This window comes from Tidjanibacter massiliensis, assembly GCF_900104605.1.
Taxonomy (GTDB): domain Bacteria; phylum Bacteroidota; class Bacteroidia; order Bacteroidales; family Rikenellaceae; genus Tidjanibacter; species Tidjanibacter inops.
Genome location: NZ_LT629960.1, coordinates 390,452 through 416,499, shown reverse-complemented (window position 1 = coordinate 416,499; position 26,048 = coordinate 390,452). Strand labels below are relative to the sequence as shown.

Below are 26,048 nucleotides of genomic sequence, written 5' to 3'. Positions count from 1 at the left end.
CGATGCGGCATGCGCCGCATCATATCAGACCATACTGTTCCAGCAGTTCGTGGATAATGGTACCCCTGCTCTTCTCGACCGCCTTCTTCTCAAGCTGTCTCACGATAAACGGCACCTTGATGTCGGCGAGTTTCTTGCCGTCCATCAGACGCGAGGCCGAGTTCATCAACATGCGCACGTCGTAACACGAAGCGAAGACTTCCGGTACACCGCGGTCTACGCCCAACAGCGTATAGACCGCCTCCATGGCCGTACGCACGGAATACTCCGTAGTGAAGACCGTATCCCGCGGCGTCTCGGCGAAGTTGCCGATGAACGCAAGGTTCACCGAACCTTCGGGCACAACGGCCGGACGGTCGCCCAGCGCACGCGGCATGAAGTAAGACATCACATAGGGCATCATGCAGGGGACGGTATTGGCCGAATTGACCGCCATATCGTGTATCTCGGCCAACGGCACCCCGATGTGGTAGAGCCACTCCTCGGCTATCTCGATGCCGGTACAATCCTTCATCGGCTTCTTCACGTAATCGCCCGGACGGTCGGAAAAGAGGCCGTATATCCACACGACGAGTTCGTTCCCCGGCTGTTTCTTGAACTGCGGCTGGCGGTTGAGCGTCCAGCTCATCAGCCACGACGAATCCTTGACGGAGACGATGCCGCCCGTCACCACCTTTCCTGCAAACGGGTCCCGCTGGCATATCCGCTCGATATAGGGAGGAATCCGTCCGTCGAGCGTGGTCAGCGTGGCCGACACGAAATTCGATTCCTTGATGTTGCCGCAGAACTTCTCCGGCTTGCCGAACGCCGGGTCCTGTACGGCAATATTCGTCCAGAGGCTCCAACTTCCGCCCAGCGAAGCATCGAGCACCGGAACGGTATTTTGGTCGCCATAGGTAGAGTTCTCCGTAATGCTGCCGTTCGTGACGAACACAAGGTCGTTCTCCGTCAGGTTTATCTCGCCCTCTCTTCCGCCCTTTTCATAGACGATTTTGGTGGCGGTCTTCTTCCCGCCCGCCTTGCTAACGATTACGTTTTTCACCTGCACGCCGTACTCGAAGCGCACCCCTTTCGATTCGAGGTGCTTGACGAGCGGCATCACCAGCGATTCATACTGGTTGTAGCGGGTGAACTTCAGCGCCGACAGGTCGGGCAGTCCGCCGATGTGATGGATGAAACGGGCGATGTAGCGACGCATCTCCATGGCGCTGTGCCACTCCTCGAAGGCGAACATCGTCCGCCAGTAGAGCCAGAAGTTGGACTGGAAAAACTCTTCGGAAAAGACATCCGAAATACGTTTGTCGTTGAGCTCCTCCTCCGAAGTAAGGAACAGCCGGGCAATCTCCTCGGCCGCCTTGTCCGTCAGGGTGAACTTGCCGTCGGTATGGGCCGACTTGCCGCGGTTCATCGTGGCCCTCATCTTGGAAAAGTTGGGGTCTTCCTTGTTCAGCCAATAGAATTCGTCGAGCACCGAAGCGTCCTTCACCTCCAGTGAAGGTACCGACCGGAACAAATCCCACAGACACTCGAAATGATTCTCCATCTCCCGTCCCCCGCGCATGATATAGCCGCGGGTATTATCGAGGATACCGTCGAGACTGCCGCCCGGCAGCTCCAGCTCCTCCAGAATGTGTATCCGCTCGCCCGGCATCTGGGCGTCGCGCACCAGAAACAGTGCCGCCGAAAGGGAAGCCAGACCCGAACCCACCAGGTAAGCCGATTTGTTCTCTACGTCCTGAGGTTTCTTCGGCCTTGCGAATGCCTCGTAATTTCCATTGCTGTAATACATAACTTTGCTTGTTTTAATAATTCAGTGAATAAATTGGTTCCGTTCATCCGGTGCACACTCCCGGAAAACCGAAGTGCGGAGTCCGCACGTCCCGACAGGCGGTACCGACGGCTGCAATCCGATACAGCCTTATCCTTTGCAAAACTCAAGCCATTCCCTGCCGGCGGCTCCGTTATCCGCAACATTCCGGAAAAACGAGGCGACCGACACCGCCCCAATCGCGTCCGGCCCCGCCATGGTCTCCTCTTTCCATCATACGACAAGCCGGGCCGCTTCAGGCGGCCCGGCTTCTACATAATATATAATTAATATAGGAATTGAGAACTATTTCTCTATCCTGATGCGGGCATCCACCGCCACGACCTCGTCGCGGTTGCCAAGCAGCGGATTCAGGTCCATCTCGAATATCTCCGGGGCGGTGCGCACGAGCATCGAAACACGCACGACGGCCTCCACGAACTTCTCTTCATTGACCGGTTCCTGTCCGCGGACACCCTGTATAATCTTATAGGATTTCAGGCCGCGTATCATCGCACGCGCCTCGTCCGGCGAAACGGGAGCGAGTCCCACGTTCACGTCTTTCAGCACCTCGATGAAAATACCACCCAGACCGCACATCACAATGTGGCCGAAACCACCCTCGCGCTTCGCTCCGATGAAGACCTCCGTTCCGCGGAGCTGCTGGGCGAGCATCACGGCATAGGTATCCTTAATCTGCATCATGCGGCGGAATTCGCGTACGACCGTCTCCTCGTCCCGCACATTGAGTACCACACCGCCCACATCGGACTTATGCACCGGACCGACGACCTTCATCACCAACGGGAACCCTATCTCGCGGGCCAGCTCCAGACACTCCGCCTCGCTGTCGGCCGTTCCCTCTTTCGCGCGGGCGATACCCGCCGCATCAAGCAGGTCGTGGATACGGTCGGGAGAAAGGTAACCGTTTCCGGCACCGTTGATGACACTCCGGATACGCTCCACATCCACGCACGGGAACTGGGCATCCTCCGGCTCCACACGCGGCGTATTGTACACCTTGGCGAGCGCATTGCCGAACAGCACCTCGTCCGGGAAATAGACGCCGCCGTTCCGAACGAACTCTTCTATCTCGCCCTTCACCCATCCGTAAGAGGGGAATATCGGAAATATCGGCTTCTTAGAGGTACGTATCTTCTCGGCCAGCAGCGCATAGACATCGTATATAGGGAAGAGTCCCGGACTGCCGAATATCACCGCGATACCGTCGATTTCCTCAAAATCGTTCTCGCACGCATCAAGGATATAACCGAGCTGCTCGGCCGTACCCGTTGCCAGAAAATCTATCGGATTGCCGACCGAAGAACCGGGAAAGAGTTTGCCCAGCAGCTCGGCCGCCTTCGGCCCCTCGATGTGGGGCACCTCCAGTTTTCCGTTGGAAAGCGCATCGGTCAGCATCACGGCCGGTCCGCCCGCATGGGTGACGATGGCGATGTTGCGCCCCTTAAGCTCGGGGTACATGAATATCCCGGCCACCGTAGTCAGCTCCTCGCGGCCGCTACAGCGCACGATGCCCGCCTTGCGGAACAGGGCATCCACCGCGATATCGGGACTGGCGAGCGCACCGGTATGCGACGAAGCGGCCCGGCCGCCGGCCTCGGAACTGCCCGATTTGACGGCGGCTATCCGGCATCCTTTGCGTATCAGCGACGCGGCGTGACGCAGGAACTTCTCCGGATTGTTGATGCTTTCGATATAAAGCAGCTTGATGCGCGAACTGTGCTCCGAATCGAACGACTCGTCGAGGTATTCGAGGGCCTCCTCCACGCCTATCTGCGCCGAGTTGCCCACAGACCAGACACTGTTGAACTTCAGCCCTTTCCTCATGCCGTTGTCCACAATGAAGATGGCCGTCGCCCCCGAGCCCGAGATGAAATCCACCCCTTTGGGGTCGAGCTGCGGGACGGGCGAGGTGAACGAACCGTTGTAATTCGTGGTCAGGATACCCGTGCAGTTGGGCCCTATCAGTGCCCCGCCCACCGAATCGATTACCTCCACGATACGGCGTTCGAGCGCTGCACCCTCCTTGTTCTCCTCCCCGAAACCGGCCGAAAGGATGACGAACGCGCGGGTACCTTTCTCTTTGGCGAGAACCTCCACCGCATGGAGGCAATATTTGGCGGCAATGGCGATGATGGCGCAATCCACCTGCGGAAGCTCCTCCACCGTGTGGCAGGACTTCACGCCCTGCACGCTGTCTGCTTTCGGATTGACCACATAGGTCTGCCCTTTGAAAGGGCTCTGCAACAGGTTGCGCAGCACGGCGCCGCCGGGTTTGTTTACGTCGTCCGAGCCGCCTACCACGACGACACCGGACGGATTGAACAGTTTCTCGTTTATCATATCAACAAATGCTTTTTCTCTCATCTTTCCGGCAGGGAGCGCACCTGCCGAAAAAGGCCCTGCCACCGGACAACAAACATCCTGCCGGATTTCGGCCTCTACTTTCCGTAATTCTCGTTAAACATGCGCAGCCGCTCGTCGAGCATCGCGTAGTGGTGCGGCCTGATGGTAGAGGAGCAGACGCGCAATCCCTGCTGGAGACTTCCGGTCGTCGAAAGCACGATGGCGCTGATACCGTAGTGAAGCAGCAGGCGAAGCAGTTCTCCCCCCTCTACATCCTTGTATCCCACCGTAAAGAAGAAACCATCGCTCAGCGGCTGGTCGAGGTCGCGGTCATAAACGATGTGGAATCCGTTCCGCTCGAATATCTCCTTCATCTTCTCCGTGCGCCGGCCGTACTCTTTCACCTCTTCCACGAAATCGAGTTCGCCGTCGTTGGCTGCCTTGAGCATGGCGGCCAAAGCGTACTGAGGAGTATGCGCCGTACCCGACGAGAGGCAGTAGAGGATGCGCTGTAGCATGACCGGCCCGAACTTGGCCAGACCGTAACGCTCCTTCAGCGCCTCGTAGGGCCGCTTGTAGAGCGCATCGGAGATAGCCATCACGGCGATGCGCTGACCCGCATAGCTGAATATCTTCGAGGCACTCATCAGGATGATGTAGTTGTCGGTATATTTGGAGACACTCGCCTGATAGGGTGGCTGGAAAGGCTTGCTCAGGTCGCGACGGAAATCCATCGCCATGTAGGCAAGGTCTTCGATGACAATCGTATCGTACCTGGCGGCCAGCTCGCCGATGGTCTTCAGTTCCGAATCCGTGAGACACATCCACGTCGGATTGTTGGGGTTGGAGTAGATGATGGCGGCTATGTTGCCTTTGGCGAGGTAGCTCTCCAGTTTCGGTCCCAGCTTCTCGGCCCGGTAGTCATAGAGGTCGAACGCCTCCCGCTTCACCCCTATTACGTCGGCCTGCGTCTTCTGTACCGAAAAACCGGGGTCTATATAAAGAATGGTATCCTTTTTCGGGTCTATTTGCGAACAGAGCGTGAAAGCCGCAAACGCACCCTGCATGGAACCTACGGTGGGCAGGCACCCTTCCGGCGAAATATCCGCATCGACGAATGCCTTCAGAAAACGGGACGACTCGTATTTCAGTTCGGGGATACCCGGCATCTCCGGATAGATGGATGCGACGCCGGCGTCCAGCGCGGCGTGTTCGGCCGCGATACCCACCTTTTCGGGCGGCAGGCCCGGCACGCCCATCTCGAGGTGGACGAACTCTTCGCCCGTACGCTCTTCGATGGTCTTCACTATCCCGCCTATCTGTCTTATGGAGCCGTTGTTAAGGTCTGTAACATCAAACTGTTCCATGGCCGCCCGGACTACGGACGGCTCTATCAGGGTGTTCTTCATGATGATATTAAAGTTTTAGATTTTCCAAAAATAGGAACTATTTATATCAGATACAAACTTTTCGGGCGAACATTATTTCAATTTTCCGCCTGAAACCTTATAAAGATAATAATATCGCATAAAGGAAGCAGTCGTCGGGCCACCGCCCTGCGCCTTTTCCGTTACGGAAAGGGTGCCGCGACGGGCAAAATAAACACAACAGACTAACAAGGAACAAGATACCCGAACAATGAACAGGAAAAAACAAAAACAGGACAAATCCGGCGAACGAAATACAAATAATATTTAATCCGTATTTTACGGCATTAACGCCAAAACAATTATATTTGTAATGAATTTTCCTTTTTTGTACGACACCCCAATTAACAATTTAGTAGTATGGATAGCCTTCGGATTGACAGAAGCGGATACACCCTCGTAGACCAGGTGGAAGAGAAGTTGATTCAATACTTCAAGGAACAGGGATTGCGTCCGGGCAGCAGCATCCCCAACGAAAACGAACTCGCCGCATCGCTCGGCATAGGCCGTACCGTCCTGCGGGAAGCGCTCAGCCGTTTCAAGATGACGGGCATGATTCAGTCGCGCACCAAACGCGGCATGACGCTCGCCGAACCCTCGCTGCTGGCGAGCCTCCGCCGCAGCATGAACCCGCTCCTGATGAGCGAAACGACCCTGCGCGACATTTTCGAGATGAGGATAATTCTCGAACTCGGTTCGGCCGACCTCGTCATCAACCTGCTCTCCCCGCAGGATATCGCCGAACTGGAACAGTTAGTAGAGAACGAAGAGCGTTTCGGCGACCCGTACTTGACCGGTTTTCACCGGAAACTGTATGAAAACATGGGAAACAAGATGATGACGGAATTCCAGACGCTCATCATTCCCGTACTCGAATATGTCGTAGAACAACACAAGCCCATGTTCGAGACGCGCCGGGCCGAACTCGCGGCGAAAGGCAAACTGGTCACGCACCGCGACTTGCTGGAACGCATCAAGGCCGGCGACACGGAAGGCTACAAAGAGGCACTGAAGCACCATTTCGACCTCTACAAGGATTACCTCAAACGGACGAGGACAGACGCTGAAGGGCTTATCAGGGAAATCATCGAAGCTGCTCTCTGACGGGCCGTCTCCGACACCGGCGGCATTCCGGCTTTCCACATGCCGGAATGCCGCCGGGTTTCGGGCATCTCCAAAGCCGCCAAGGGATAAGGTTCCGTGCGGTCACCGGCACTGCCGGTTCCCCTTTGCGCAGGACGGTCATCCAACGGCAGGGATTCCGTACGGCCCTTCCGGAGCTACTTTTTCGTCTGTTTCGTACGGTAGGCTGCCTCGTATTTGCCTTTCGCCATCGCATTCAGCTTATTCCTCACGAGCGTCTTGCGCAGCGGAGCCAAGCGGTCGGTGAAAACAATGCCCTCGATGTGGTCGTATTCGTGCTGCACCGCCCGGGCCGGCCATCCTTCGAGCACCTCCTCGTGCTCCTGAAACCGCTCGTCGAAATAGCGTATCCGAATCTTCTCCGGACGGTAGACATCCTCGTGCAGCCCCGGCAGCGAAAGGCACCCCTCGTTCATAAGCACCTCCTCGTCCGATTCCTCCGTTATCTCCGGATTGACGAACACCCTTTTGTAACCGGCCGCCGACGGGTCATACTGACCGAACGGCGAAGTATCCACGACGAACAGCCGCAGCGACTTGCCGATTTGAGGAGCGGCAAGCCCCACCCCTTCCGACGCATACATCGTGTCGAACATGTCCGACACCAGCTTTTCCAGTTCGGGATACTCCCGTTCCACCTCCATGCACTCCTCCCGCAATACGGGAGAACCGTATATGTAAATAGGATATATCATAAGACTTCTATCTGTTTTTCATCTCTTCATACATGCGGCTCTCCATGAACCCCTGCAGCAGAATGGTAGCGCTTATCCGGTCTACCGCAGCCTTGTCGCGCCGCTGCATCCGCTTCATGCCGCCGTCCAGCATCGCCCGATGGGCCAGCACGGAGGTGAACCGCTCGTCAAACATCACTACCCGCACGGCGGGAAACCGCTCCGCAAGCCTCCTGGCCAATCCGCCGGCCGCCGCATGCGTATCGCTCGGAGAGCCGTCCGTCCGCACGGGAAGCCCCACCACGATAATATCGACTCCTTCGGAGGCGACATACTCCGCAAGCCACGGCATGAGCTGCGCCGTCGGCAAGGTGTCGAGTCCGCCGGCGATGATGCGCTGCGGGTCGCTCACCGCTATACCGGTGCGTTTCGTACCGTAGTCTATGGCAAGTATCCGTCCCATACCGCCTGCAAAGTTACGTTTTTACGGCGGGATTCGGAAACGCCCGGAGGATTTATCGCATCCGCTCCCCGCACCGGACTGCGGCCGGATTCGGGTGTACTCGGAAGGACCGGAGGGAAATCCCTGCGGAAAATAGTATCTTTGTTCGATAATTTCCCGCCTTTTGCTGGGCAGGTCGCGTGATTTGTAGTACTTTTGGCATATTAAACGCAGAGGCACAAAATAATGACACAAGAAGAACTTTTCAAGAAGCTCGTCGCACACTGTAAGGAATACGGCTTCATATTCCCTTCGAGCGAGATATACGACGGCCTGAGCGCCGTGTACGACTACGGCCAGATGGGCGTCGAACTGAAGAACAACATCAAGCGCTACTGGTGGGATTCGATGACGAAGCTCCACGATAACATCGTGGGCATCGACGCGGCCATCTTCATGCACCCGCGCGTATGGGAAGCGTCGGGACACGTGGGCGCCTTCAACGACCCGCTGATAGACAACAAGGACTCCAAAAAGCGCTACCGTGCCGACGTGCTCATCGAAGACTGGATTGCCAAACAAGACGAAAAGATAGACAAGGAGGTCGAAAAGGGCCGCAAACGCTTCGGGGAACGGTTCGACGAGGAACAGTTCCGCGCCACCAATCCGCGCGTGGCGGAGATTACCGCGAAACGAAACGAAATCAACACCCGCATGGCACAGGCGCTCAACGCCAACGACCTCGACGGCCTGCGCCAAATCATCATCGACACCGAGATAGCCTGCCCCATTTCGGGAACGCGCAACTGGACGGAGGTACGCCAGTTCAACCTGATGTTCGATACGAAGATAGGTTCGGTGGCCGACGGAGCGAACACCATCTATCTGAGACCCGAAACGGCACAGGGCATCTTCGTCAATTTCCTCAACGTGCAGAAGACGGGCCGCATGAAGATTCCTTTCGGCATCGCACAAATCGGCAAGGCTTTCCGCAATGAAATCGTCGCACGGCAGTTCATCTTTCGCATGCGCGAATTCGAACAGATGGAGATGCAGTTCTTCGTACGTCCGGGCGAAGAGCTCGCATGGTTCGCGAAGTGGAAGGAGGCCCGCATGCGGTGGCACCGGGCACTCGGTTTCGGCGACGACAACTATCGTTTCCATGACCACGAGAAGCTGGCCCACTACGCCAACGCAGCCGCCGACATCGAGTTCCGCTTCCCGTTTGGTTTCAAGGAGGTGGAGGGCGTACACTCCCGCACCGACTTCGACCTGGGCCGGCACGAAGAGTTCTCCGGCAAGAAGATACGCTACTACGACGCGGAGACGGGCGAAAGCTATATCCCTTATGTAATAGAGACCTCCATCGGCGTAGACCGCATGGTATTGCAGGTACTTTCGGCGGGATATCAGGAGGAGAAGCTGGAGAACGGCGAAGAACGCACGGTACTCTCCATTCCCGCCCCGCTCGCACCGGTGAAGGCAGCCGTGTTGCCGCTCGTCAAAAAAGACGGCCTGCCGGAAATCGCCCACCGCATCAAGAACACGCTCAGATACGACTACAACATACAGTACGACGAGAAGGACAGCATCGGCAAGCGTTACCGCCGCCAGGATGCCATCGGCACCCCGCTCTGCATCACGGTAGACCACCAGAGTGCCGAAGACGGAACCGTCACGGTACGCGACCGCGACACCATGCGGCAGGAGCGGGTGAACATCGAAGCGATACCGGCCCTCGTGGAGAGCAAGGCCGGCATGCGTGCCCTGCTGGACAAACTCGCATAGCACGGCATGAAAAAAACGGCGCTCTTTCCGGGGTCGTTCGACCCGTTCACACTCGGACACCAGGCCATCGTGGAGGACGGTCTGAAAATATTTGACCGCATCGTGGTCGGCATCGGCTCCAATTCGGAGAAGAACGGGCTGCTGACCGTGGAGAACCGCAAACGGCTCATCGAAGACCTGTACGGCGCCGACGACCGGGTGACAGTGGCGGTCTACTCGGAACTCACGGGCGAATTCTGCCGCCAAATCGGGGCGAATTTCCTGCTGCGCGGCATGCGCAATACGGTAGACTACGAATACGAACGGAACATGATGGTAGTAAACCAGATGCTCTTTCCGGAAATCACCACCGTCCTGCTCTTCACGCCGCCCCGTTATGTGGCCATCTCATCGAGCATCATCCGGGAGCTCATCGCCTTCGGCGGCGACCCGACGGGACTGATGCCGGACAACATAGACATCAAAAATTACCTTTAGCACGATATGGAATTTACCGCAGGCATGATTGCCGCCTACCTCGGCGGCGAGGTCGAAGGGGATGCGGATGCCGTCGTTTCGACATTCGCCAAGATAGAGGAGGGACGCCCGGGAGCGCTGTCGTTCCTCGCCAACCCGAAATACGAACACTACCTGTACGACACGCAGTCGTCCGTGGTAATCGTGGACCGGGAATTCGAAGCCAGGGACACCGTCCGGGCGACGCTCGTACGGGTGACAGACGCCTACGCCTCGTTCGCCAAACTGCTCGAACTCTATGCCGCCCACAAACCGCGCAAGAAAGGAATAAGCGACCGGGCGGAAATCGCCGGCGACGCGACGCTCGGCAGCGACTGCTACGTCGGTGCATTCGCCGTCGTCGAGGCCGGTGCACGCATCGGCGACAACGTCTGCATCTACCCGAACGTCTACATCGGCGACGGGGTGACGGTAGGCGACAATACCACGATATATGCCGGAGTCAAGATATACGAAGGGTGCCGCATCGGCAGCAACGTCATCATCCACGCGGGAGCGGTCATCGGGGCCGACGGTTTCGGCTTCGCTCCAGACGAGAAGGGCGAATACGCCAAGATACCCCAGATAGGAAACGTCGTGGTGGAGGACAACGTGGAGATAGGAGCCAATACCTGCATCGACCGCGCCACGATGGGTTCGACCGTCATCCGTCGCGGCGTGAAGCTCGACAACCTCATACAGGTAGGCCACAATGTGGTCGTGGGCGAACATACCGTATGCGCCTCGCAGGTCGGCATAGCGGGTACGAGCAAAATAGGCCGCCACTGTATGCTGGGCGGACAGGTGGGCATCGCCGGCCACCTGACCATCGGCGACAACGTGCAGCTCGGTTCCAAATCGGGCATCTCGAACAACATCCCGGAAGGGACGGTCTATTTCGGCTACCCTGCCCTGCCCATCTCGCGGTACCACCGCGCCAACGCCGTATTCCGCAACCTGCCCGAACTGAGCAAGACGGTTTACCGCATGGAGAAACAGCTCAACGAACTGACTGGCAAAACCGGAGAATAATCCTCTACGCAGTCATCGACCTTCGCACGACCTAAACGCAACCGTGAACATGACCTCAGACAAGCCTCTGCGCATCATGGGGATAGACCCCGGGACGAACCGTATGGGCTACGGTGTGCTCGAAGTGAAGGGCAGCAGCGTGTCGTGTATCGCCATGGGGGATATCGAACTGGGGCGCCTGCCCGATGCCTATGCAAAGCTGCATCATATTTTCGAACGGGTATCGGGCCTTATCGAAGCGTATGCTCCGGACGAGGTGGCCCTTGAATCGCCCTTCTTCGGAGAGAACGTACAGAGCATGCTGAAACTCGGCCGCGCACAGGGTGTAGCGATGGCCGCCGCGCTTCACCGGGAGGTACCCGTATTCGAATACGCCCCTCGGCGAATCAAACAGTCCGTTACGGGTGTAGGCGGAGCGGCGAAGGAACAGGTGGCTTCCATGCTCAAAAGTATGCTCGGAGTGGAATATAATCCGAAAAGACTGGATGCGACGGACGGTTTGGCAGTAGCTTTGTGTCACTATTTTGTCACCACCTCTCCCCTGCCGGCAGAAGGAACGCATCCAAAGAGCGGACGGCGCGGCAGTTCGGGCAGTTGGGAAGAGTTCGTCGCCCGCAACCCGGAGAGGGAAATAAAAGCAAGAAGAAAGAAATAAACACGTTATAATCCAAAAAAGTATGAAAAAAATCCTATTGATTGCAGCCATGGCGGTTATGCTGTGCAGCTGCGGAAAGAAGAACAGCTACACCATCACGGGTAACGTAACGGGACTCGAAGGAACCGTGACGCTGATGAACGATGCGGGCGACGACATCGCCGAAGCACCCGTCACCGACGGCCAGTTCACCCTTCAGGGTACCGCCGACGAACCGTCGCTCGCCCTGCTCAGCAACAACGACCGGCCTCTGGCAATGATTTTCCTCGAACCGGGCAAAATAACCGTCGCAGGAGAGAAAAACGAAGCGCTGAAAATTACCGGAACCAAGGCAAACGACAGCAACACGGCCCTCAACGACCGCCAGTATGAAATCATGGAACGCTTCTACACGGCCGGTTCGGAAGAGGAACGCCAGGCGATAGCCGACGAGATGAAAGGCACCATCGCAGAAGCCATGGACGCCAACCTCGACAACTATTTCGGACTCTATCTCCTGACAAGCCTGATGAACGAATGGAACGGCGACGCCATCATCGCCAAACTCGACCAGTTCTCACCGGCCGTCCGGGAGACCAAGCTCGCGGGTGAAATCCGGGAACACGCCGAAGCCAAGAAGAACACCGACGTGGGCAGCAAATACGTAGATATCATCCTGCCCGATGCCGAAGGCAACGAAATAGCGCTCTCTTCGGTGGTAGGCGAAGGCAAATACGTCCTGCTCGATTTCTGGGCATCGTGGTGCGGTCCCTGCATGATGGAGCTCCCCTTCCTCGTGAAGTCCTACGAGATGTTCCATGACAAAGGCTTCGAAATATACGGCGTCTCGCTCGACAGCGAAGCGGACGCATGGAAAGAAGCCATGGCCGACAACAAAATGACATGGATAAACGTGGCAGCCATGAATGACGAAGAGCAAAAGGCCACGAAGGCATACGCCATCCAGAGCATCCCCTCCAACTTCCTCATCGGCCCCGACGGAACCATCGTAGCCAAGAACCTGCGCGGCGACGACGTAAAGGCCAAACTCGCCGAGCTCATCAACAAATAGAACACGGAAAAGAGGCCAAACATCGAGCAATCCGGGAACAGACAGTTCCCGGATTGCTTATTCAATATCAATTCCTTCCACTCTTCATCTCTCCCCGCCGACCGACGGAAGACATAAAGTACCGAAAGGAAACCTGTAAAGTACACGAAAAAAATTTGCATTGTTTTCAAAAATCACTATCTTTGCACTCGCAATCAGGAAATATGGCTCCGTAGCTCAACTGAATAGAGTACCTGACTACGGATCAGGCGGTTACAGGTTTGAATCCTGTCGGAGTCACTGAGGGTAAGAGGCTTGCAGCAATGTAAGTCTCTTTTTTGTGTCGTTTGCGATGGATTTTCCGGTTGTGTCGAAGCCGCAAAACGTTCAATACGCTGTCGGTTGAACCAATACCTTTCATAGCGAACTCAAACAGGCGGCAAGACTCCGCCGATACCCCGGCTCCTGCAAGACCGGTTCACTTCTCTCCGCCGGCTTCCCGGATACCACGGCAGCGACCTGTTATCGGAAATACAGGCTTCTGCTACGACCGAATGCAATCCGATCCGTGGATTTCATCCGAAACGGTTCATGCCGTTCATTTACGAACAATCAGCCACTGGACGAAAGCTCCGATAATCATCGGGACGAATCGGTTCAGTATCACAGCCATCCCGATGCCGGGCAGTACGGCGAGCAACACCGTCGCCGCAACGCCGCAGGTGACGGCGAAAACGCTACGCTCCGGATTACCGGTATTCATGCCCAGGCTGACCGCCAGACAAAACCCCACCGGAACGAGCAGTCCGTAGTGTATCCATACCACATAGGGATAGTCGTCCGGCAGCCACCCGCCCCATACATGGTCGAAGACCACGACCGCTCCCATGAGCAGCGTGGCGAAGATATATTTCAAACGCGTAGAAAACTTCATCGTATCCGTCAACTGCCGTTCCTCACTCGGACAGCAGAAAATCCACTGCAAAAATATTCATTCCTGCTCACGGTTCAAAACTTTCCGGTTCCCTTTTCCCCGACCGGCAGTCCCATGCGGTCCGGCCTCGTCCCGTGCACGGAAACGGCAGGCAGGCCGTTGTCTTTCCCGGCGGAAAACCGTATCTTCGCAGAAAAAGAGGGATTTGCCATGAACTGGACGGAAATCGTCGTCGGGGCCATCGTTTCGGGCCTCATCGCAACAGGAATTACATTCGCCGTCAGCCGCATCGCCAAAAAGAGACACGCGTTGCGTGTCCGGTACGAAACCATGATGCGACGGTTCTTTCACAGCGAAAAGACTGTCAGCGAACTCATCTTCTCCTTCGACGATACGAAAATCCGCAACGACGAATTCATCCGTTACCGGGATGTAATTGACGGCAACCTCTATCCCGGCACCGATATCCGCATGACCGTACACCGGAACAGAGAGCAACGGACCTTTACGCTGCCCTACGAAGAGGTGGTCGATTTTACTCTCCGGCCGCATACCGGTATCCGCACCGACGGAGATATCCCGGTACGCTATCCGGACGACGGCATCACGGAATGTACCCGCCCCGGCCTCGACGCCTACCTGAAAAGGAATCCCGCCACCTACAATGACCGTATCCTGTGCATGAGGTATCTGGAGAGGACGGAGGAGGACGGTTACCGCTGCGGGCTCACCCAATCCGACTTTCTGGATGTGGTACGCACGAATCTGACACTCGATTATCCGCTGAAGGGAAGTTTCCGGGAGACGCTGCGCCAGACGGACAGTGCGCAGAGACCGGGAACGCTGCCGTCCCTGGCCGCCTCCCGCATGATGAATTTCATCGGTGTATCGGCCGTCTGGTGCATGGACTGCGGCAGCGGCTCTTTCGAAACCCGCTACCGTTATTACCTGAAATGCCGGCAGACGGGCATGAGCGTCTATTCCGATATGCTCGGCACGACGAGCGGTTACGCCAACCCACCGAAATCCGCCTCCGCCGCAACCGCTCCCACATGCAAAGAAACCGACAGCTCTGCCGGCATCCCGAATGCCGACACGCGTCAGGGACTCGCCTCCGGCGACCTGTTGGCATACCTGTGCGAAGAGATGAAAAGGGAATTTTTCGAAGAGACCGGCTACGACCGATACGCCGCCCACAAGGGCCTCTCCCTCTCCAACGAACGCATTCTGAAGGTTATTCCGCTGGCCTTCACACGGGAACTCGCCCGGGGAGGTACCCCGCAGTTCTTTTTCCTCATTCTCACACCGTACATCACCGACAAGGAGTTCGTCAAATATTTCCGACAGTCCGTGGACGGCCGCAACGAGTTCCGTGACAATACGCTTTCCAACCTCCGGAACCATCCCCTGTCACCGGAGACCCTCGCCAACCTGCTCTACGCTTATAAATACATACGGAAGATGCCATCCGACCGCATCCTTCTCTGACCGCATCCGTACCGACACCGCGGAGCCACCGTCCGTTACGGCAGCAGCTCTTCCGGCTCAAAAACTACCGGACGCGAAAGTGCGTCAAGCATCCCGTCGTACCGTTTCCGCAGCAGAGCGTATGCCGAAGCCGGATAGCGGCTCTCCGAAAGGCTGAATTCGGCCTCGATAACCACCTCATTCTCTCCTGCGACGGCCTCATACGTGAACCGGGAGATTCCGTCTTCGACTTTCATGCCGGACGGCAGGCTTTTCACCCGGTACCCCTGTGGAATTGCGATACGCACCCGATAGACATCCACGGGTCTGAAAACGATATCGACCGGAAAGTGCCGGACGGTCGTCTGTCCGAACGGATTGTCCCCGGGGAAGACCGCCCCGAAGGGGGCAAGGCGCAGTGTCCCGTCCTCTTCCCGCTCCACCTCCTCCGTACAAACATACCGTACCACGAGCGGCTTCCCGGGTTCGTCGCACGCCTCCGTCCGGGCGGCGGATGCCCCCTCCTCCCCTGCCACCATCCGGGCAAGCGCATCGGCAGACCCGCCGCAGCCGCTCCTCAGATTCATCGCGGCCGCCCCGTCGAAAGTGCGCACTACCGAAACATCCGCGATACCGGCGGTATCGACAACGATACCGACCTCACGACCATCGAAGGCGACCTGCTCCTGCGACAGCATTACCCACTCCTCCGTATCGGGTTCAGCGACCAATCCCTCCATGTCAGCACACCGCGCCGGCAGCTCGCCGAAGCCGGCAAAACGTTCCGACGCATCGAGAAAATGTACGCCCTCCTCATCCGTAACACGAATGACAACATCATTGAAGGCATCTTTCGAAGGGGCCTCCCGCTCCACGCTGCCGCTGCCGCGCACCCGCAGCAATACGGGTACGGCATCCGTCCCCGCAGCACGCAGCAGCCCCGCCAGGAACAGGTTGAGGTCGGCACTGCTGCCCTCCCTGCTCCGAACGAGGTCTGCGACACGGCCCGAAGCACACGCCGCCTGCACGCCGTTCCAGGCATAATTGTCCCGCACGTAAGCATACAACTGCCGGGCGACGCTCCCGCCGGCCTCTCCCGAAACGGCTTCCCTCACCTTTCTGTACTCTTTGGCGGCCGCCTGTACGTACCTGCCGAAATCGCGTTCTTTCGACAGTTCCGTATTCACCTGCCGCCAAGTGCGCATATAGGAGGTTCGTGCGCCGGTACGCGGCGACAGCGAAAACTCCGGACGGAATACGAGTCTGACCACGGCATCGACGGCGTTGCCGGCATACTCCTCCTGTGGAAATGCGGGCAGATTCTTCATTCCATACCGGAGAACCAGATAATCCGGTTCATACTCATAAGCAGCCCGCTGCCGTCCCTTCACCACCCTCTTCTCCGTATAATCGTAACGCCGGGCCCCCTTCAGTACGGGCGAATACCCGAGATAGGGACAGGTGGTATAGACGAGTTCGCTGACCAATACGGGAATTCCGCGCTGGAAGCGCCATTCGGGCATCCGCGTATGCCTGGAGCGCTGTACGCACCGCAGTTCCACGACGGAACCGTCACGCACATCGGGAAAAACGATACGCCTCACCCGTTCTCCGGCACCGGCATCCGCATCCGACATATCGGAAAGCTTCAACGGCACGGAGACGATTCGACCGGAGTCGTCCATATTATGCGTAAAACCCTCTATATCGAAGATACCGTCGGGCCAGCTGAACTCCTCGTACGGGAACTCGAACATACCGTAACGCACCCCTTCGGGAGAGAGTATCTTAATACGCGTTTCAAGCCCCGCACTGAAGACCGGAAAAGGCTCCTTCCCCTCCATGAACCAATCATCGTGCAGGAATGCATAATCTCCGAGACTGTACAGCACCACAGCCTCGGCGCCCGTTTCCCGAAGCCGTTCGCTCTCCATGAACTCCCGTACCGTCATGCGGCCGAATTCATGCGTTCGCGGCTCCTGCGCCCAGACACTCCCGCAGACCCACACAAGACATGTTGCGTACAGATACAAAAATCTTCCCATCGTCCCGTAACTTTTATGGACCGGCCAACGTCGGCCGGTGGTGAAAGATAATACCAAAATCGGGAAAACGCACCGTCTCGCAACCGGAAAATGCGCTCCCGGAGGAAAATGCCGTTTACCAGACATTATACTTTTACATTATTGCAGATAAACGTATATTTGTCGAACGTAATACAATGTATTCACCGGGCCGTCCGTCCGGCGGCACCTAACCAAACGAAACGACATGAAAAGAATCCTGCTTGCAGCAATCTGCGCAACGGTCCTGACCTCCTGCTACAATACACGGGTGATAGTGGGCAACGTAGAAAAGAGCGAACCGCTCATCGAGGTCAGCCGGGAGTGGAACCACCAACTGATTTACGGTCTCGTACCGCTCAACAACGCGACCATGAAGGCAACGGAGTATGTGGGTGACCGGGAAAACTACGTGGTCAGAACCTATTCGAGTTTTCTGAACGGTCTGGTAGGCTCGCTGACCTTCGGCATCTATACGCCGACCTCCACGGTCTATTACGTCCCTCTGAAAGACATCGCGCCGACCCACTCCGTCGATGTGCGAAACAACGAGATAATCGACCTGATAGAGGAGTAGGCAGATGCCCTGTCCCTGTTTCCGCCACCGTCCCTCCGTATGATGATACGGAGGGACGGTTCGCATCAGGCAACCGCAAGACAAGGAGAAAACGCACCCGGATGTCGGTCGCCATTGTTACAATTCCGCACTATTCCGGGTTTTATCATGATAATTTTTACGCAAAATCATTGCGAGAGCAAAATATTGATATATCTTTGCCGTTACAGCTCGGCCGCGGATGCGGCCGGGCTGTAATAACGACAGATACAACCATAAAATATCACATCATGGAAATGGACATACGTTCTAACACCATGCAGGCCCTCATCGGAAAACCGGCTGCGGAATTTACGCTCGCCGACATCACCGCGTTCGTCAAGGACAACGGCATCGGCATGGTCAACTTCATGTATCCGGCCGCAGACGGCAGGCTGAAAACGCTGAACTTCGTCATCACGAACGAAGAGTACCTCCACTCCATCCTCACCTCCGGAGAGCGTGTGGACGGCTCCAGTCTCTTCCCCTTCATCGAGGCGGGCAGCAGCGACCTGTACGTCATACCGCGCCTGCGCACGGCCTTCATCGACCCGTTCGCCGAACTGCCCACGCTGTGTTTCCTCTGCTCTTTCTTTGACAAAGACGGCCAGCGCCTCGAAAGTTCGCCGGAATATACGCTGTACAAGGCCAAGAAAGCCTTCACCGAAGCCACCGGCATGACGTACGAGGCGATGGGCGAGCTCGAATACTATGTGTCGGCTCCCGAAAACGAGCAGACGCAAATGTATCCTGCCGTAGACCAGAAAGGCTACCATGAATCGGCACCGTTCGCAAAATTCAACAGTTTCCGCACCCAGTGCATGTACTACATCGCACTCATCGGCGGCAAAATCAAATACGGCCACTCGGAAGTGGGCAATTTCCGCCTCGACGGCCGCATCTACGAGCAGAACGAAATTGAGTTCCTCCCCACCGACGTGGAAGACGCAGCCGACCAGCTGGTGCTGGCCAAATGGGTGATTCGCAACCTCGCCTACGAATACGGCCTCGATACCAGCTTCGCTCCGAAAATCACCGAAGGCAAGGCAGGTTCGGGACTCCATATCCACATGCGCATCATGAAGGACGGCAAGAACATGATGCTCGATGCCGACGGCAAACTGTCGGAAACCGCACGCCGGGCCATCGCCGGCATGATGACGCTCGCACCGTCGATTACCGCGTTCGGCAACGCCAACCCGACCTCTTACTTCCGCCTCGTTCCTCATCAGGAGGCTCCGACGAACATCTGCTGGGGCGACCGCAACCGTTCGGTACTCGTACGCGTACCGCTGGGATGGACTACCAAACGCGACATGTTCTCGCAGGTGAACCCGCAGGACAAGGAGATGCACGTGGATGCCTCCTCGAAACAGACCGTCGAAATACGTTCGGCCGACTGCTCCGCCGACATCTATCAGTTGCTATCGGCCCTCTGTGTCGCCTGCCGCTACGGACTCGAACTTCCCAACGGGCTCGAAATAGCCGACAAGACCTATGTGGATGTCAATATCCACAAGGAGGAGAACAAGGCGCGTGTCGCATCACTCGACCAGCTTCCCGACTCGTGCGCCGCATCCGCCGACAAACTGGCCGAACAGCGTGCCGCATACGAAGCCAAAGGCATCTTCAGCCCGGCAATGATAGACAGCATCATCAAGACGCTGCGGTCGTACAACGACGCCGACATACGTCGTGAAGTAAAACAGCACCCGGAACTGATGTCCGAAATGGTCAGCAAATACTACTACTGCGGTTGATACCGACGGCAACGAAAGAAACGAACGGCGGCCTGTCTTGAGACAGGCCGCCGTTCGTTTCACAGAATAACCGGACATTCACACGGCAACCACCTCGGCACGCTTCTGACTGCGCAGCTTCCCGGGGGTCATTCCGAACCTCTTTTTACAAAAATCATTGAAATGCTGTACGGAACCGAACCGGAATTCTTCGCTTATCTCCCTCAGCGATTCGCTGCCATACACCAGTTTGTGGTATATCTGCTCGCTCTTGCGCGACATCATCCACTGATAAGGCGACGTGCCAAATACCTCCTTGAACTTCACCCCAAAGCGGGAAGTGCTCAATCCCGCTATCGCCGCAAGTTCCGCCTTGCTCCTCACCCGGCTCCAATTGTCCATCACGATACGGGTGAAATCCATGTCCTCGTCCAACAGCGGAGAGAAAAAGGCCGCGAGCTCATCCCGCGCATAATAAAACTGCAACAAATGCATGAACTCGAATGCTTTCATCCGCATGAATCGCGGACTCGAAATACCATCGAAAAGATACTCCGACACCGTCAGGGCATATTCCCAAAGGCGTTCGTTCATCTCCAGCACGGAGAGCCGTCCGACGATTCCCCCTCCGACGGCACCTCCCCCGGAAAGCGGTTCACCTTCCCACATCTCCAACAGCTCTTCGACGGCATATGCCAACAAATGCGCCTCCTCGCGGGCCGTCAATACGTAATAACAGTCGGCCGGCAGCAACACGACCGTCCCTGCCCCGGCCGGTACGCGCTCTGCACCATTGACGGATATATCGACCCGGCCATACAGTACGAGCAATACGACAGGCAGACTATCCGCCCCCATACGTACCTCCCAAGGAGCAAGTCTGACATTCTCTATCACCGTATGTCTGCCGTAACGTTTCTCGGAACCGGAAGTAACTGCGGCAAAAAGAGAACTTCCATCCGTGTAAACACTCTCCATGAACACAATAATTTAAATGACGACATCTATCCGTATCTGCCGGACACGAAACGCACGCCAAACGGATACGGCGCGCATGAAACCACATTTCTACCTACTAATATATACAAAATATATAAAATCAGAAAACGCCGACACATCTTTCAGCACCTGATTCACCGCCCTTCGGCTGGCAGCAGGCACAAATAGCCTATCAAACAATACATTACAAAAACAATCATTTTAAACATTCCGTGTATACACTTTCTTTTCCAAACCGGCCGCGAATTGCACAGAAATTGTTTACGGAAAACAGGTAAAACCATAACAAGACAATCCGGATGAATCACACGATTACCGCCGCATGGACGGCAACCCTTCTCGCCTGCTGCCTCGGCACTCCGCCGGACGCCACGGCACAGCAAACCCCTCCGGTTAGGATAACATGCAATACCGACGGAACGTCGGCACCGAACGGAGTAGAGATAGTCAAGGAACTCTCCTATACGCAACACACCCTCGGCGACACCTACCCCTACAAGGACACCGAAAGGCGCTTCCAATGGGACAAGATAGGTGAATGGCTTTCGGCTCTCGAAGCGGCCCAGCAGGATTCCGTCACATGGGTAACGCTCCAGAACTACAAGGACAGGAACGGCATAGCCCCCGAAGTACAAGACCCGGAGATAAACGAATACCGCAGCGCCACGGACCGTTACGGCGTCAGCCGCTACCAGTCCATCCCCCTGTACGGCAGCCAGACGGGGAAACCGGCCCGTTACAGCCGCGACGGGGCGCTTTTCCTGCTGCTGAAGGACAGCGCCGACTACGTCAAGGTCTGTTCAATGCTTTACGACGGCGCATGGTACGTCCCGAAGGATTATGTACGGACACTCCCCGTACACCGCTTTTCAAAAGTGATTTTCGTCGACCGTACCGACCAGAACATAGCGACGCTGGAGAAGGTGGGCACCGTCTGGTACGTACGGAGCATGAATCCGGCGACCACCGGCCTGCACAATCCGCCCTACCAGCAGGAGACACCGCTAGGCGTCTATGTGATACAGGAACACAAGCCGAAGATGTACTACCTCCGCGACGGGAGCTCCGAAATTGCAGGTTTCGCGCCGTGGGCCAGCCGCTTCACCCGCGGCGGATACATTCACGGCGTTCCGCTCAACAATCCGAAAGCGAATGAAAAGAACTACATCGAATTCAGTCCGACACTGGGAACGACGCCCCGTTCGCACATGTGCGTGCGCAACGCCACCTCCCACGCCAAATACATCTACGACTGGGCGACACCCCTCGAATCACTGGTCATAGTGATTGATTGACAGGGGCGGCCGGCCCGCCGCAGTCAGTCGTGATAGATGATGGCACGTACGACGCGGGCGAGCTGCGGCAGACGGTTCTCCATTACGAGCACAGGAACCTCCCCGTGCTCTTCCCGATGCACCACCAGCACATCGCCCGCCGACACCTTGTGTTCGGTACCGTCGGGCAGAACAAGGAGAATACCGTCCGCCAGCAGATAAAACACCTCGCTGACGCCCCTCCACGCCTCCACTACCGGCATGAGCTCCACCTCCCGACGGGAGGAGGCCCCGAGTTCGAGAAGCTGTACGCGTCCCTCCCCCGCTGTGGTCATCAGATTGAAATCGGTCACCCGTCCGCGGCTCCGCGTCGTCCACGAACCGCTGAAGTTATCCTGTGCGAACTGCACGAGCTCCGTCTCGTAACGGCCTTCGTGTTCGAGATGCAGCGTACCGTCCAGAACCATCAGGCAGCGTGCGACTCCCGGAAGCGACGTGAACTCCGACTCCTGGGTCTCCACCCGGGCGGAACTGACGCGCCACACGAAATTGCGTTCGGCATACACAGCCCCTTCGGGCCAAATGGCAAGCTGCGTGGTCGTCCCCCCGCTCCAGCGGGATACCGGCAGCTCCCCTTTCCGGATTATTCTGTACATATCGTTCTTTATCTTATTCTTTCGTCACTTTCCGGAGAGTATCACAATAGAGCCGGCCGCAATCAGGCAACCGCCGAGCAACACCCTCCAACTGACCGGTTCCCGGAGCACCAGATAGGAGAGCACTATCGTAAATACGACGCTCAACTTGTCTATCGGCGCCACTTTCGAAGCATCGCCCAACTGCAGGGCCTTGAAATAGAAGAGCCACGACAATCCGGTAGCCACTCCCGACAGAATGAGGAATATCCAATTCCGGCCGCCTATGGCACCCATTCCGCCGACCTTACCGCCGAAAAGGACGATGCCCCAGGTAATGCACAGGATGACCACTGTCCGTATGGCGGTAGCCAGGTCGGAATCCATGTCCTTCACCCCTACCTTGGCAAAAATAGCCGTCAACGCCGCGAATACCGCCGACAGGATAGCATAATACTGCCACATTCCACTCTTCGCTTTCACTTTTCCACCTTGTCCTTACCGCGGCCGTTCTGCATCCGGCGGACATCCGTCCGCAACAACCGCACTGCCGCCCAACAGCATCTTCAAAAGTACGAAGAATTGTCGTTCCTTCATCGTAAAACACCCGTATCTTCCCCAAAAGGCAACAATTTTTACACCGGCCCCCGGCAGAGCATTCCGGTGCCGACCACTCCGGTTTTCCGACCGGTCGTCGGAACCATGCACCGTCCCCGACGTACGGCGGCGACACGGAACGGCGGATGAAAAAGAGTTCCGGAAAGTCCGCAAATATCCCGACGAAACACTATCTTTACGCTGCACATCAATACGACGCATCATGAAGATACTCGTCATTACAGGCAGTCCGCACCGCAGGGGTACCTCGATGCTGCTGGCCGATGAATTCTCCGCCGGAGCGGAAGCCGCCGGCCACAAGGTCATCCGTTTCGACGCAGCCTCCAGCAGAATAGAACCGTGCCGTGCCTGCGACTACTGCCGCAGCCATGATACGGAGTGCATTCAGAAGGACGACATGGTCTACCTTCGGGACGACCTCCTCGAAGCGGATGCGATAGCATTCGTCACCCCGCTCTACTATTTCGGTATGTCGGCCCAACTGAAACGGGTTATCGACCGTTTCTATGCGTTGAACGACGCCCTCCGAACACCGAAACGAGCCCTCCTCCTCGCCACCTGCGGCGATACGGAGACATGGGTAGCCGATGCGCTGCAAGCCCATTACGAAGCCCTCTGCCGCTACCTGCGCTGGCAGGACTGCGGCCGTATAATCGCCATAGGCGCCTATACGCGCAGCGACATCGAAACGAGCGACTACCCCGTCCGGGCCCGCCGCCTCGGCGAATCGCTGGCCTGAAAACCGGAGGAATCGCAACGGCTGACATCTGCGGATGCTCTTCCGACGCCATCCGCCCGCTGCCGGGCAGATACGGGTTCCGCCAACCGTCATGCGACGGGAAAAAGGAGACGCATGCATCTTCTTTTCCGCCTGTATTCTGTCTTCTATTGCGATATCGTATGAAAGTTCAGTGTCGTACACTTTTCATTCAAGCCGAATTTACGGATGGAACCGAAAAATGACGGTCTCAAATATACTCCGTACCGTGTATCCTCCTTCAACTCTTCCTGCTGTAAACAAAGGGTGACCCGCATACCGTCCTCTGACCAAGTAACCTTATCGAAGGGCAAACATTCGACAGTCGGGTCATCCGTACCGGTACCGTTGAATCCCCAGGAAGGAAACATCGGCTCGGAAAACGTGATGACGATTTCTTCGAAACCGGAGATGTCCGAACCGACCGCCGGATATACGTTCGTGATATAGGGCCGCCTGTTCTCGTACTCGGCCAATACCAAATCGAAATTATCGGCTATGTAATTGATAAAGGCGACCAATTGCGGCATGAAGTCCCCCACATGCGGATAACGTTCCCTGTCGGCATAGAAGTTCCGCATGAAATCCACGCTGCGCTCCATCCAGAAGAACCCTTTATTCATCTCCAGCGCCGTGTACATAGGGATGTTCTCACTACCTGTCTCCGTCATATACATGATGACGAACAGGTCGTTCATCCATTCGCACAGTGCAGAAGAGGCGTCGCCGTATCCGATTGTTCTCATCATGTCGGCGATGTGGGGATAGATGACGTTCGCTGCCGGTTCTATCCGGGGCCACCACTCCAGAAACAGCGGATTCGTGTAATGGTGACTCAGCTCGTGGATGACAAGGAAAGGAGCGTTAAAACCATCGATATACGGTTGCCCGTTGCCAACACCCGTACCTGAACCTATCAGGATTCCTCCCGGTATCGCATAGTTGCTCGGCCCGTTGGTCAGGCTGACATACACCTCGATATCGCCGGCCAGAGGCTTCCCGAAAAATGACCGGAACCAATCGGGTACCGTACCGTCCAACAATGCATCCATTTGCGCCGTCACTTCGTCGTACAGGGGTCGGTGGGCGGTAAAGAACGCATGGAAGTCGCTCTCCCGATAAAAACGGTTCACCATCTCCAGATAGGTCGTGAAAAGCTCCTCGGTCCAGCGGTTGTCGTATTTCACGACGTCGGCCACATCGTACTGCGGTTGGAGTCGGACTTCGCCATCCACAATCTCCATCATGGCAGCCGTGCCGGATACGGCATTGTATCCGATGAGGTAACGCTGATTGAGTACACGGACATAGTTTATCGGCTCACTCTCCTGATAGGGAGTCAGCTCGTCGATAATGTCCTGCAGGTAGGAGGGAATGCCGATGCTGCAGTACTCCGGAGCTCCGGCAAGGGCAAACATGATACTCGTCAGTTCAAAACGCTCGTCCACCCGGCTGCGCAACTGCGCATGGCCGTTCTCTACCGCGAACAGCAGGCAGATGCAGACAACAAACAGTTTCTTCATATCCTTCCACAGAATGGTTTCGTCATGAAAGGTAAACAGAAAAAAACGAATACGCAATAATATATTGCCGAAACTCTTCCGATGCCCTCCCGACCCGGTCGCACTCCCGTCTCCGGGAACGAACCGCGGCAAAAGAGGTGACGGGGGAAACGGCAATGCCGTTTCCCCCGTCACCTCTGTGGAGCTGGAGGGAGTCGAACCCTCGTCCAAACAGGGAACCCGAAGGCTTTCTACATGCTTATCCGTCATTTCATCCTTCTCTCCGTACCCGGCATACGGCAGCCCAATACGAAGCCCAGTCCGTAAAATCTCGCCGCGAACGCCCGGACATGCGCCGCAGCCAGCTTCTCATTGTCGATACCCCGATGCCAGCAGAACAAGAAGCGGGTCCTGCCGGCGGGGTACTCGTCCCCGCACCTCCTTGGGCACAGGGATTAAGGTAATGTTACTCAGTAAGATTACGCAGCGAGTGCATAGCTATTATTGCCATTTATACGTTTGAGCGTTGAGATTAACGAGCCAGCCACACAATGCTCGGCATGCTTACTTTCCGACTCTGCCTGCTGTCAAAACCGGTCAGCCCC

At 56.6% G+C, this 26,048-nt stretch carries 22 protein-coding genes, 1 tRNA gene and 1 other RNA gene; 12 read left to right on the top strand and 12 right to left on the bottom strand.

Translation table 11 applies throughout. The annotated features are described in order from the left end of the window. Positions 1-19: 19 nt before the first annotated feature. The 3 genes from BQ5361_RS02735 to BQ5361_RS02725 all read right to left on the bottom strand — a co-directional run bounded on the left by BQ5361_RS02735 (position 20) and on the right by BQ5361_RS02725 (position 5,583). Complete coding sequence (locus tag BQ5361_RS02735; RefSeq protein WP_022063128.1) at positions 20-1,789, bottom strand: oleate hydratase; 1,770 nt, start codon at positions 1,787-1,789, stop codon at positions 20-22. A 324-nt stretch (positions 1,790-2,113) separates the two neighbouring features. Then, entirely contained in the window at positions 2,114-4,171 is a 2,058-nt protein-coding gene (locus BQ5361_RS02730; protein ID WP_022064079.1) for an acetate--CoA ligase family protein, read from the bottom strand. A gap of 98 nt (positions 4,172-4,269) precedes the next feature. Beyond that, positions 4,270-5,583 carry an aminotransferase class I/II-fold pyridoxal phosphate-dependent enzyme gene (locus tag BQ5361_RS02725; RefSeq protein WP_071424908.1) on the bottom strand — a complete coding sequence of 438 codons (1,314 nt, stop codon included), beginning with the start codon at positions 5,581-5,583 and terminating at the stop codon, positions 4,270-4,272. 378 nt (positions 5,584-5,961) lie between these two features. Between BQ5361_RS02725 and BQ5361_RS02720 the strand changes: the two genes are divergently transcribed. Beyond that, positions 5,962-6,705 (top strand): FadR/GntR family transcriptional regulator, encoded by a 744-nt coding sequence (locus tag BQ5361_RS02720; protein WP_022064082.1) that lies wholly within the window; start codon positions 5,962-5,964, stop codon positions 6,703-6,705. A 176-nt stretch (positions 6,706-6,881) separates the two neighbouring features. On the opposite strand, the gene def is transcribed toward BQ5361_RS02720, so the two are convergent. After that, a complete protein-coding gene (gene def, locus BQ5361_RS02715; RefSeq protein WP_022064083.1) occupies positions 6,882-7,439 on the bottom strand; it encodes a peptide deformylase in 558 nt (185 codons plus the stop codon). 7 nt (positions 7,440-7,446) lie between these two features. Then, the gene (ruvX, locus tag BQ5361_RS02710) at positions 7,447-7,881 is read right to left on the bottom strand and encodes a Holliday junction resolvase RuvX (RefSeq protein WP_022064084.1); all 435 of its coding nucleotides are present in this window, start codon (positions 7,879-7,881) and stop codon (positions 7,447-7,449) included. A 225-nt stretch (positions 7,882-8,106) separates the two neighbouring features. Here ruvX and BQ5361_RS02705 point away from each other — a divergent pair, with 225 nt between their 5' ends. From BQ5361_RS02705 to BQ5361_RS02680, 6 genes are all read left to right on the top strand, one after another. Further along, a complete protein-coding gene (locus BQ5361_RS02705; RefSeq protein WP_035471786.1) occupies positions 8,107-9,648 on the top strand; it encodes a glycine--tRNA ligase in 1,542 nt (513 codons plus the stop codon). 6 nt (positions 9,649-9,654) lie between these two features. Further along, the gene (gene coaD, locus BQ5361_RS02700) at positions 9,655-10,125 is read left to right on the top strand and encodes a pantetheine-phosphate adenylyltransferase (protein WP_035471783.1); all 471 of its coding nucleotides are present in this window, start codon (positions 9,655-9,657) and stop codon (positions 10,123-10,125) included. A 6-nt stretch (positions 10,126-10,131) separates the two neighbouring features. Then, the gene (lpxD, locus tag BQ5361_RS02695; protein WP_022064087.1) at positions 10,132-11,175 is read left to right on the top strand and encodes a UDP-3-O-(3-hydroxymyristoyl)glucosamine N-acyltransferase; all 1,044 of its coding nucleotides are present in this window, start codon (positions 10,132-10,134) and stop codon (positions 11,173-11,175) included. A 49-nt stretch (positions 11,176-11,224) separates the two neighbouring features. Next, positions 11,225-11,830 (top strand): crossover junction endodeoxyribonuclease RuvC, encoded by a 606-nt coding sequence (gene ruvC / locus BQ5361_RS02690; protein WP_257526078.1) that lies wholly within the window; start codon positions 11,225-11,227, stop codon positions 11,828-11,830. Positions 11,831-11,852: 22 nt separating this feature from the next. Continuing rightward, positions 11,853-12,881: a TlpA disulfide reductase family protein gene (locus tag BQ5361_RS02685; RefSeq protein WP_035471781.1), complete on the top strand. Its 1,029-nt coding sequence runs from the start codon at positions 11,853-11,855 to the stop codon at positions 12,879-12,881. A gap of 205 nt (positions 12,882-13,086) precedes the next feature. Next, positions 13,087-13,160, top strand: a tRNA-Arg gene (locus BQ5361_RS02680). 298 nt (positions 13,161-13,458) lie between these two features. Here BQ5361_RS02680 and BQ5361_RS02675 read toward each other — a convergent pair. Further along, complete coding sequence (locus BQ5361_RS02675; protein ID WP_143047479.1) at positions 13,459-13,794, bottom strand: hypothetical protein; 336 nt, start codon at positions 13,792-13,794, stop codon at positions 13,459-13,461. 210 nt (positions 13,795-14,004) lie between these two features. Between BQ5361_RS02675 and BQ5361_RS02670 the strand changes: the two genes are divergently transcribed. Beyond that, a complete protein-coding gene (locus BQ5361_RS02670; RefSeq protein WP_035471776.1) occupies positions 14,005-15,282 on the top strand; it encodes a hypothetical protein in 1,278 nt (425 codons plus the stop codon). A 35-nt stretch (positions 15,283-15,317) separates the two neighbouring features. On the opposite strand, the gene BQ5361_RS02665 is transcribed toward BQ5361_RS02670, so the two are convergent. Continuing rightward, positions 15,318-17,306 carry a DUF3857 domain-containing protein gene (locus BQ5361_RS02665; RefSeq protein WP_161940417.1) on the bottom strand — a complete coding sequence of 663 codons (1,989 nt, stop codon included), beginning with the start codon at positions 17,304-17,306 and terminating at the stop codon, positions 15,318-15,320. A gap of 226 nt (positions 17,307-17,532) precedes the next feature. On the opposite strand from BQ5361_RS02665, the gene BQ5361_RS02660 reads away from it, so the two are divergent. Beyond that, entirely contained in the window at positions 17,533-17,901 is a 369-nt protein-coding gene (locus BQ5361_RS02660; protein ID WP_022064093.1) for a Bor family protein, read from the top strand. A 269-nt stretch (positions 17,902-18,170) separates the two neighbouring features. After that, a complete protein-coding gene (locus BQ5361_RS02655; protein WP_035471772.1) occupies positions 18,171-19,679 on the top strand; it encodes a glutamine synthetase family protein in 1,509 nt (502 codons plus the stop codon). Between the two features lie 78 nt (positions 19,680-19,757). Here BQ5361_RS02655 and BQ5361_RS02650 read toward each other — a convergent pair whose 3' ends face one another. Further along, entirely contained in the window at positions 19,758-20,636 is an 879-nt protein-coding gene (locus BQ5361_RS02650) for a helix-turn-helix domain-containing protein (protein ID WP_022064095.1), read from the bottom strand. A 320-nt stretch (positions 20,637-20,956) separates the two neighbouring features. On the opposite strand from BQ5361_RS02650, the gene BQ5361_RS02645 reads away from it, so the two are divergent. Beyond that, the gene (locus tag BQ5361_RS02645) at positions 20,957-21,952 is read left to right on the top strand and encodes a L,D-transpeptidase (RefSeq protein WP_081976770.1); all 996 of its coding nucleotides are present in this window, start codon (positions 20,957-20,959) and stop codon (positions 21,950-21,952) included. 23 nt (positions 21,953-21,975) lie between these two features. Here BQ5361_RS02645 and BQ5361_RS02640 read toward each other — a convergent pair whose 3' ends face one another. Together BQ5361_RS02640 and BQ5361_RS02635 are read right to left on the bottom strand one after the other, a co-directional pair. Next, positions 21,976-22,587, bottom strand: a complete 612-nt coding sequence (locus BQ5361_RS02640; protein ID WP_052130962.1) for a HutD/Ves family protein — start codon at positions 22,585-22,587, stop codon at positions 21,976-21,978. A gap of 24 nt (positions 22,588-22,611) precedes the next feature. After that, positions 22,612-23,031, bottom strand: coding sequence for an EamA family transporter (locus BQ5361_RS02635; protein WP_022064098.1), 420 nt, complete (start codon positions 23,029-23,031; stop codon positions 22,612-22,614). A 355-nt stretch (positions 23,032-23,386) separates the two neighbouring features. On the opposite strand from BQ5361_RS02635, the gene BQ5361_RS02630 reads away from it, so the two are divergent. Further along, complete coding sequence (locus tag BQ5361_RS02630; RefSeq protein WP_035471769.1) at positions 23,387-23,923, top strand: flavodoxin family protein; 537 nt, start codon at positions 23,387-23,389, stop codon at positions 23,921-23,923. Between the two features lie 146 nt (positions 23,924-24,069). On the opposite strand, the gene BQ5361_RS02625 is transcribed toward BQ5361_RS02630, so the two are convergent. Both BQ5361_RS02625 and ssrA read right to left on the bottom strand, forming a co-directional pair. Next, positions 24,070-25,464: a DUF4932 domain-containing protein gene (locus BQ5361_RS02625; protein WP_143047478.1), complete on the bottom strand. Its 1,395-nt coding sequence runs from the start codon at positions 25,462-25,464 to the stop codon at positions 24,070-24,072. Positions 25,465-25,640: 176 nt separating this feature from the next. Then, positions 25,641-26,048, bottom strand: a transfer-messenger RNA (tmRNA) gene (gene ssrA, locus BQ5361_RS02620).

What these genes read in the sequence shown, in the direction of transcription:
- BQ5361_RS02735 (WP_022063128.1), bottom strand. Translation starts at nt 1,789, where the DNA reads ATGTATTACAGCAATGGAAATTACGAGGCATTCGCAAGGCCGAAGAAA.
- BQ5361_RS02730 (WP_022064079.1), bottom strand. Translation starts at nt 4,171, where the DNA reads ATGATAAACGAGAAACTGTTCAATCCGTCCGGTGTCGTCGTGGTAGGC.
- BQ5361_RS02725 (WP_071424908.1), bottom strand. Translation starts at nt 5,583, where the DNA reads ATGAAGAACACCCTGATAGAGCCGTCCGTAGTCCGGGCGGCCATGGAA.
- BQ5361_RS02720 (WP_022064082.1), top strand. Translation starts at nt 5,962, where the DNA reads ATGGATAGCCTTCGGATTGACAGAAGCGGATACACCCTCGTAGACCAG.
- def (WP_022064083.1), bottom strand. Translation starts at nt 7,439, where the DNA reads ATGATATATCCTATTTACATATACGGTTCTCCCGTATTGCGGGAGGAG.
- ruvX (WP_022064084.1), bottom strand. Translation starts at nt 7,881, where the DNA reads ATGGGACGGATACTTGCCATAGACTACGGTACGAAACGCACCGGTATA.
- BQ5361_RS02705 (WP_035471786.1), top strand. Translation starts at nt 8,107, where the DNA reads ATGACACAAGAAGAACTTTTCAAGAAGCTCGTCGCACACTGTAAGGAA.
- coaD (WP_035471783.1), top strand. Translation starts at nt 9,655, where the DNA reads ATGAAAAAAACGGCGCTCTTTCCGGGGTCGTTCGACCCGTTCACACTC.
- lpxD (WP_022064087.1), top strand. Translation starts at nt 10,132, where the DNA reads ATGGAATTTACCGCAGGCATGATTGCCGCCTACCTCGGCGGCGAGGTC.
- ruvC (WP_257526078.1), top strand. Translation starts at nt 11,225, where the DNA reads ATGACCTCAGACAAGCCTCTGCGCATCATGGGGATAGACCCCGGGACG.
- BQ5361_RS02685 (WP_035471781.1), top strand. Translation starts at nt 11,853, where the DNA reads ATGAAAAAAATCCTATTGATTGCAGCCATGGCGGTTATGCTGTGCAGC.
- BQ5361_RS02675 (WP_143047479.1), bottom strand. Translation starts at nt 13,794, where the DNA reads ATGAAGTTTTCTACGCGTTTGAAATATATCTTCGCCACGCTGCTCATG.
- BQ5361_RS02670 (WP_035471776.1), top strand. Translation starts at nt 14,005, where the DNA reads ATGAACTGGACGGAAATCGTCGTCGGGGCCATCGTTTCGGGCCTCATC.
- BQ5361_RS02665 (WP_161940417.1), bottom strand. Translation starts at nt 17,306, where the DNA reads ATGGGAAGATTTTTGTATCTGTACGCAACATGTCTTGTGTGGGTCTGC.
- BQ5361_RS02660 (WP_022064093.1), top strand. Translation starts at nt 17,533, where the DNA reads ATGAAAAGAATCCTGCTTGCAGCAATCTGCGCAACGGTCCTGACCTCC.
- BQ5361_RS02655 (WP_035471772.1), top strand. Translation starts at nt 18,171, where the DNA reads ATGGAAATGGACATACGTTCTAACACCATGCAGGCCCTCATCGGAAAA.
- BQ5361_RS02650 (WP_022064095.1), bottom strand. Translation starts at nt 20,636, where the DNA reads ATGGAGAGTGTTTACACGGATGGAAGTTCTCTTTTTGCCGCAGTTACT.
- BQ5361_RS02645 (WP_081976770.1), top strand. Translation starts at nt 20,957, where the DNA reads ATGAATCACACGATTACCGCCGCATGGACGGCAACCCTTCTCGCCTGC.
- BQ5361_RS02640 (WP_052130962.1), bottom strand. Translation starts at nt 22,587, where the DNA reads ATGTACAGAATAATCCGGAAAGGGGAGCTGCCGGTATCCCGCTGGAGC.
- BQ5361_RS02635 (WP_022064098.1), bottom strand. Translation starts at nt 23,031, where the DNA reads ATGTGGCAGTATTATGCTATCCTGTCGGCGGTATTCGCGGCGTTGACG.
- BQ5361_RS02630 (WP_035471769.1), top strand. Translation starts at nt 23,387, where the DNA reads ATGAAGATACTCGTCATTACAGGCAGTCCGCACCGCAGGGGTACCTCG.
- BQ5361_RS02625 (WP_143047478.1), bottom strand. Translation starts at nt 25,464, where the DNA reads ATGAAGAAACTGTTTGTTGTCTGCATCTGCCTGCTGTTCGCGGTAGAG.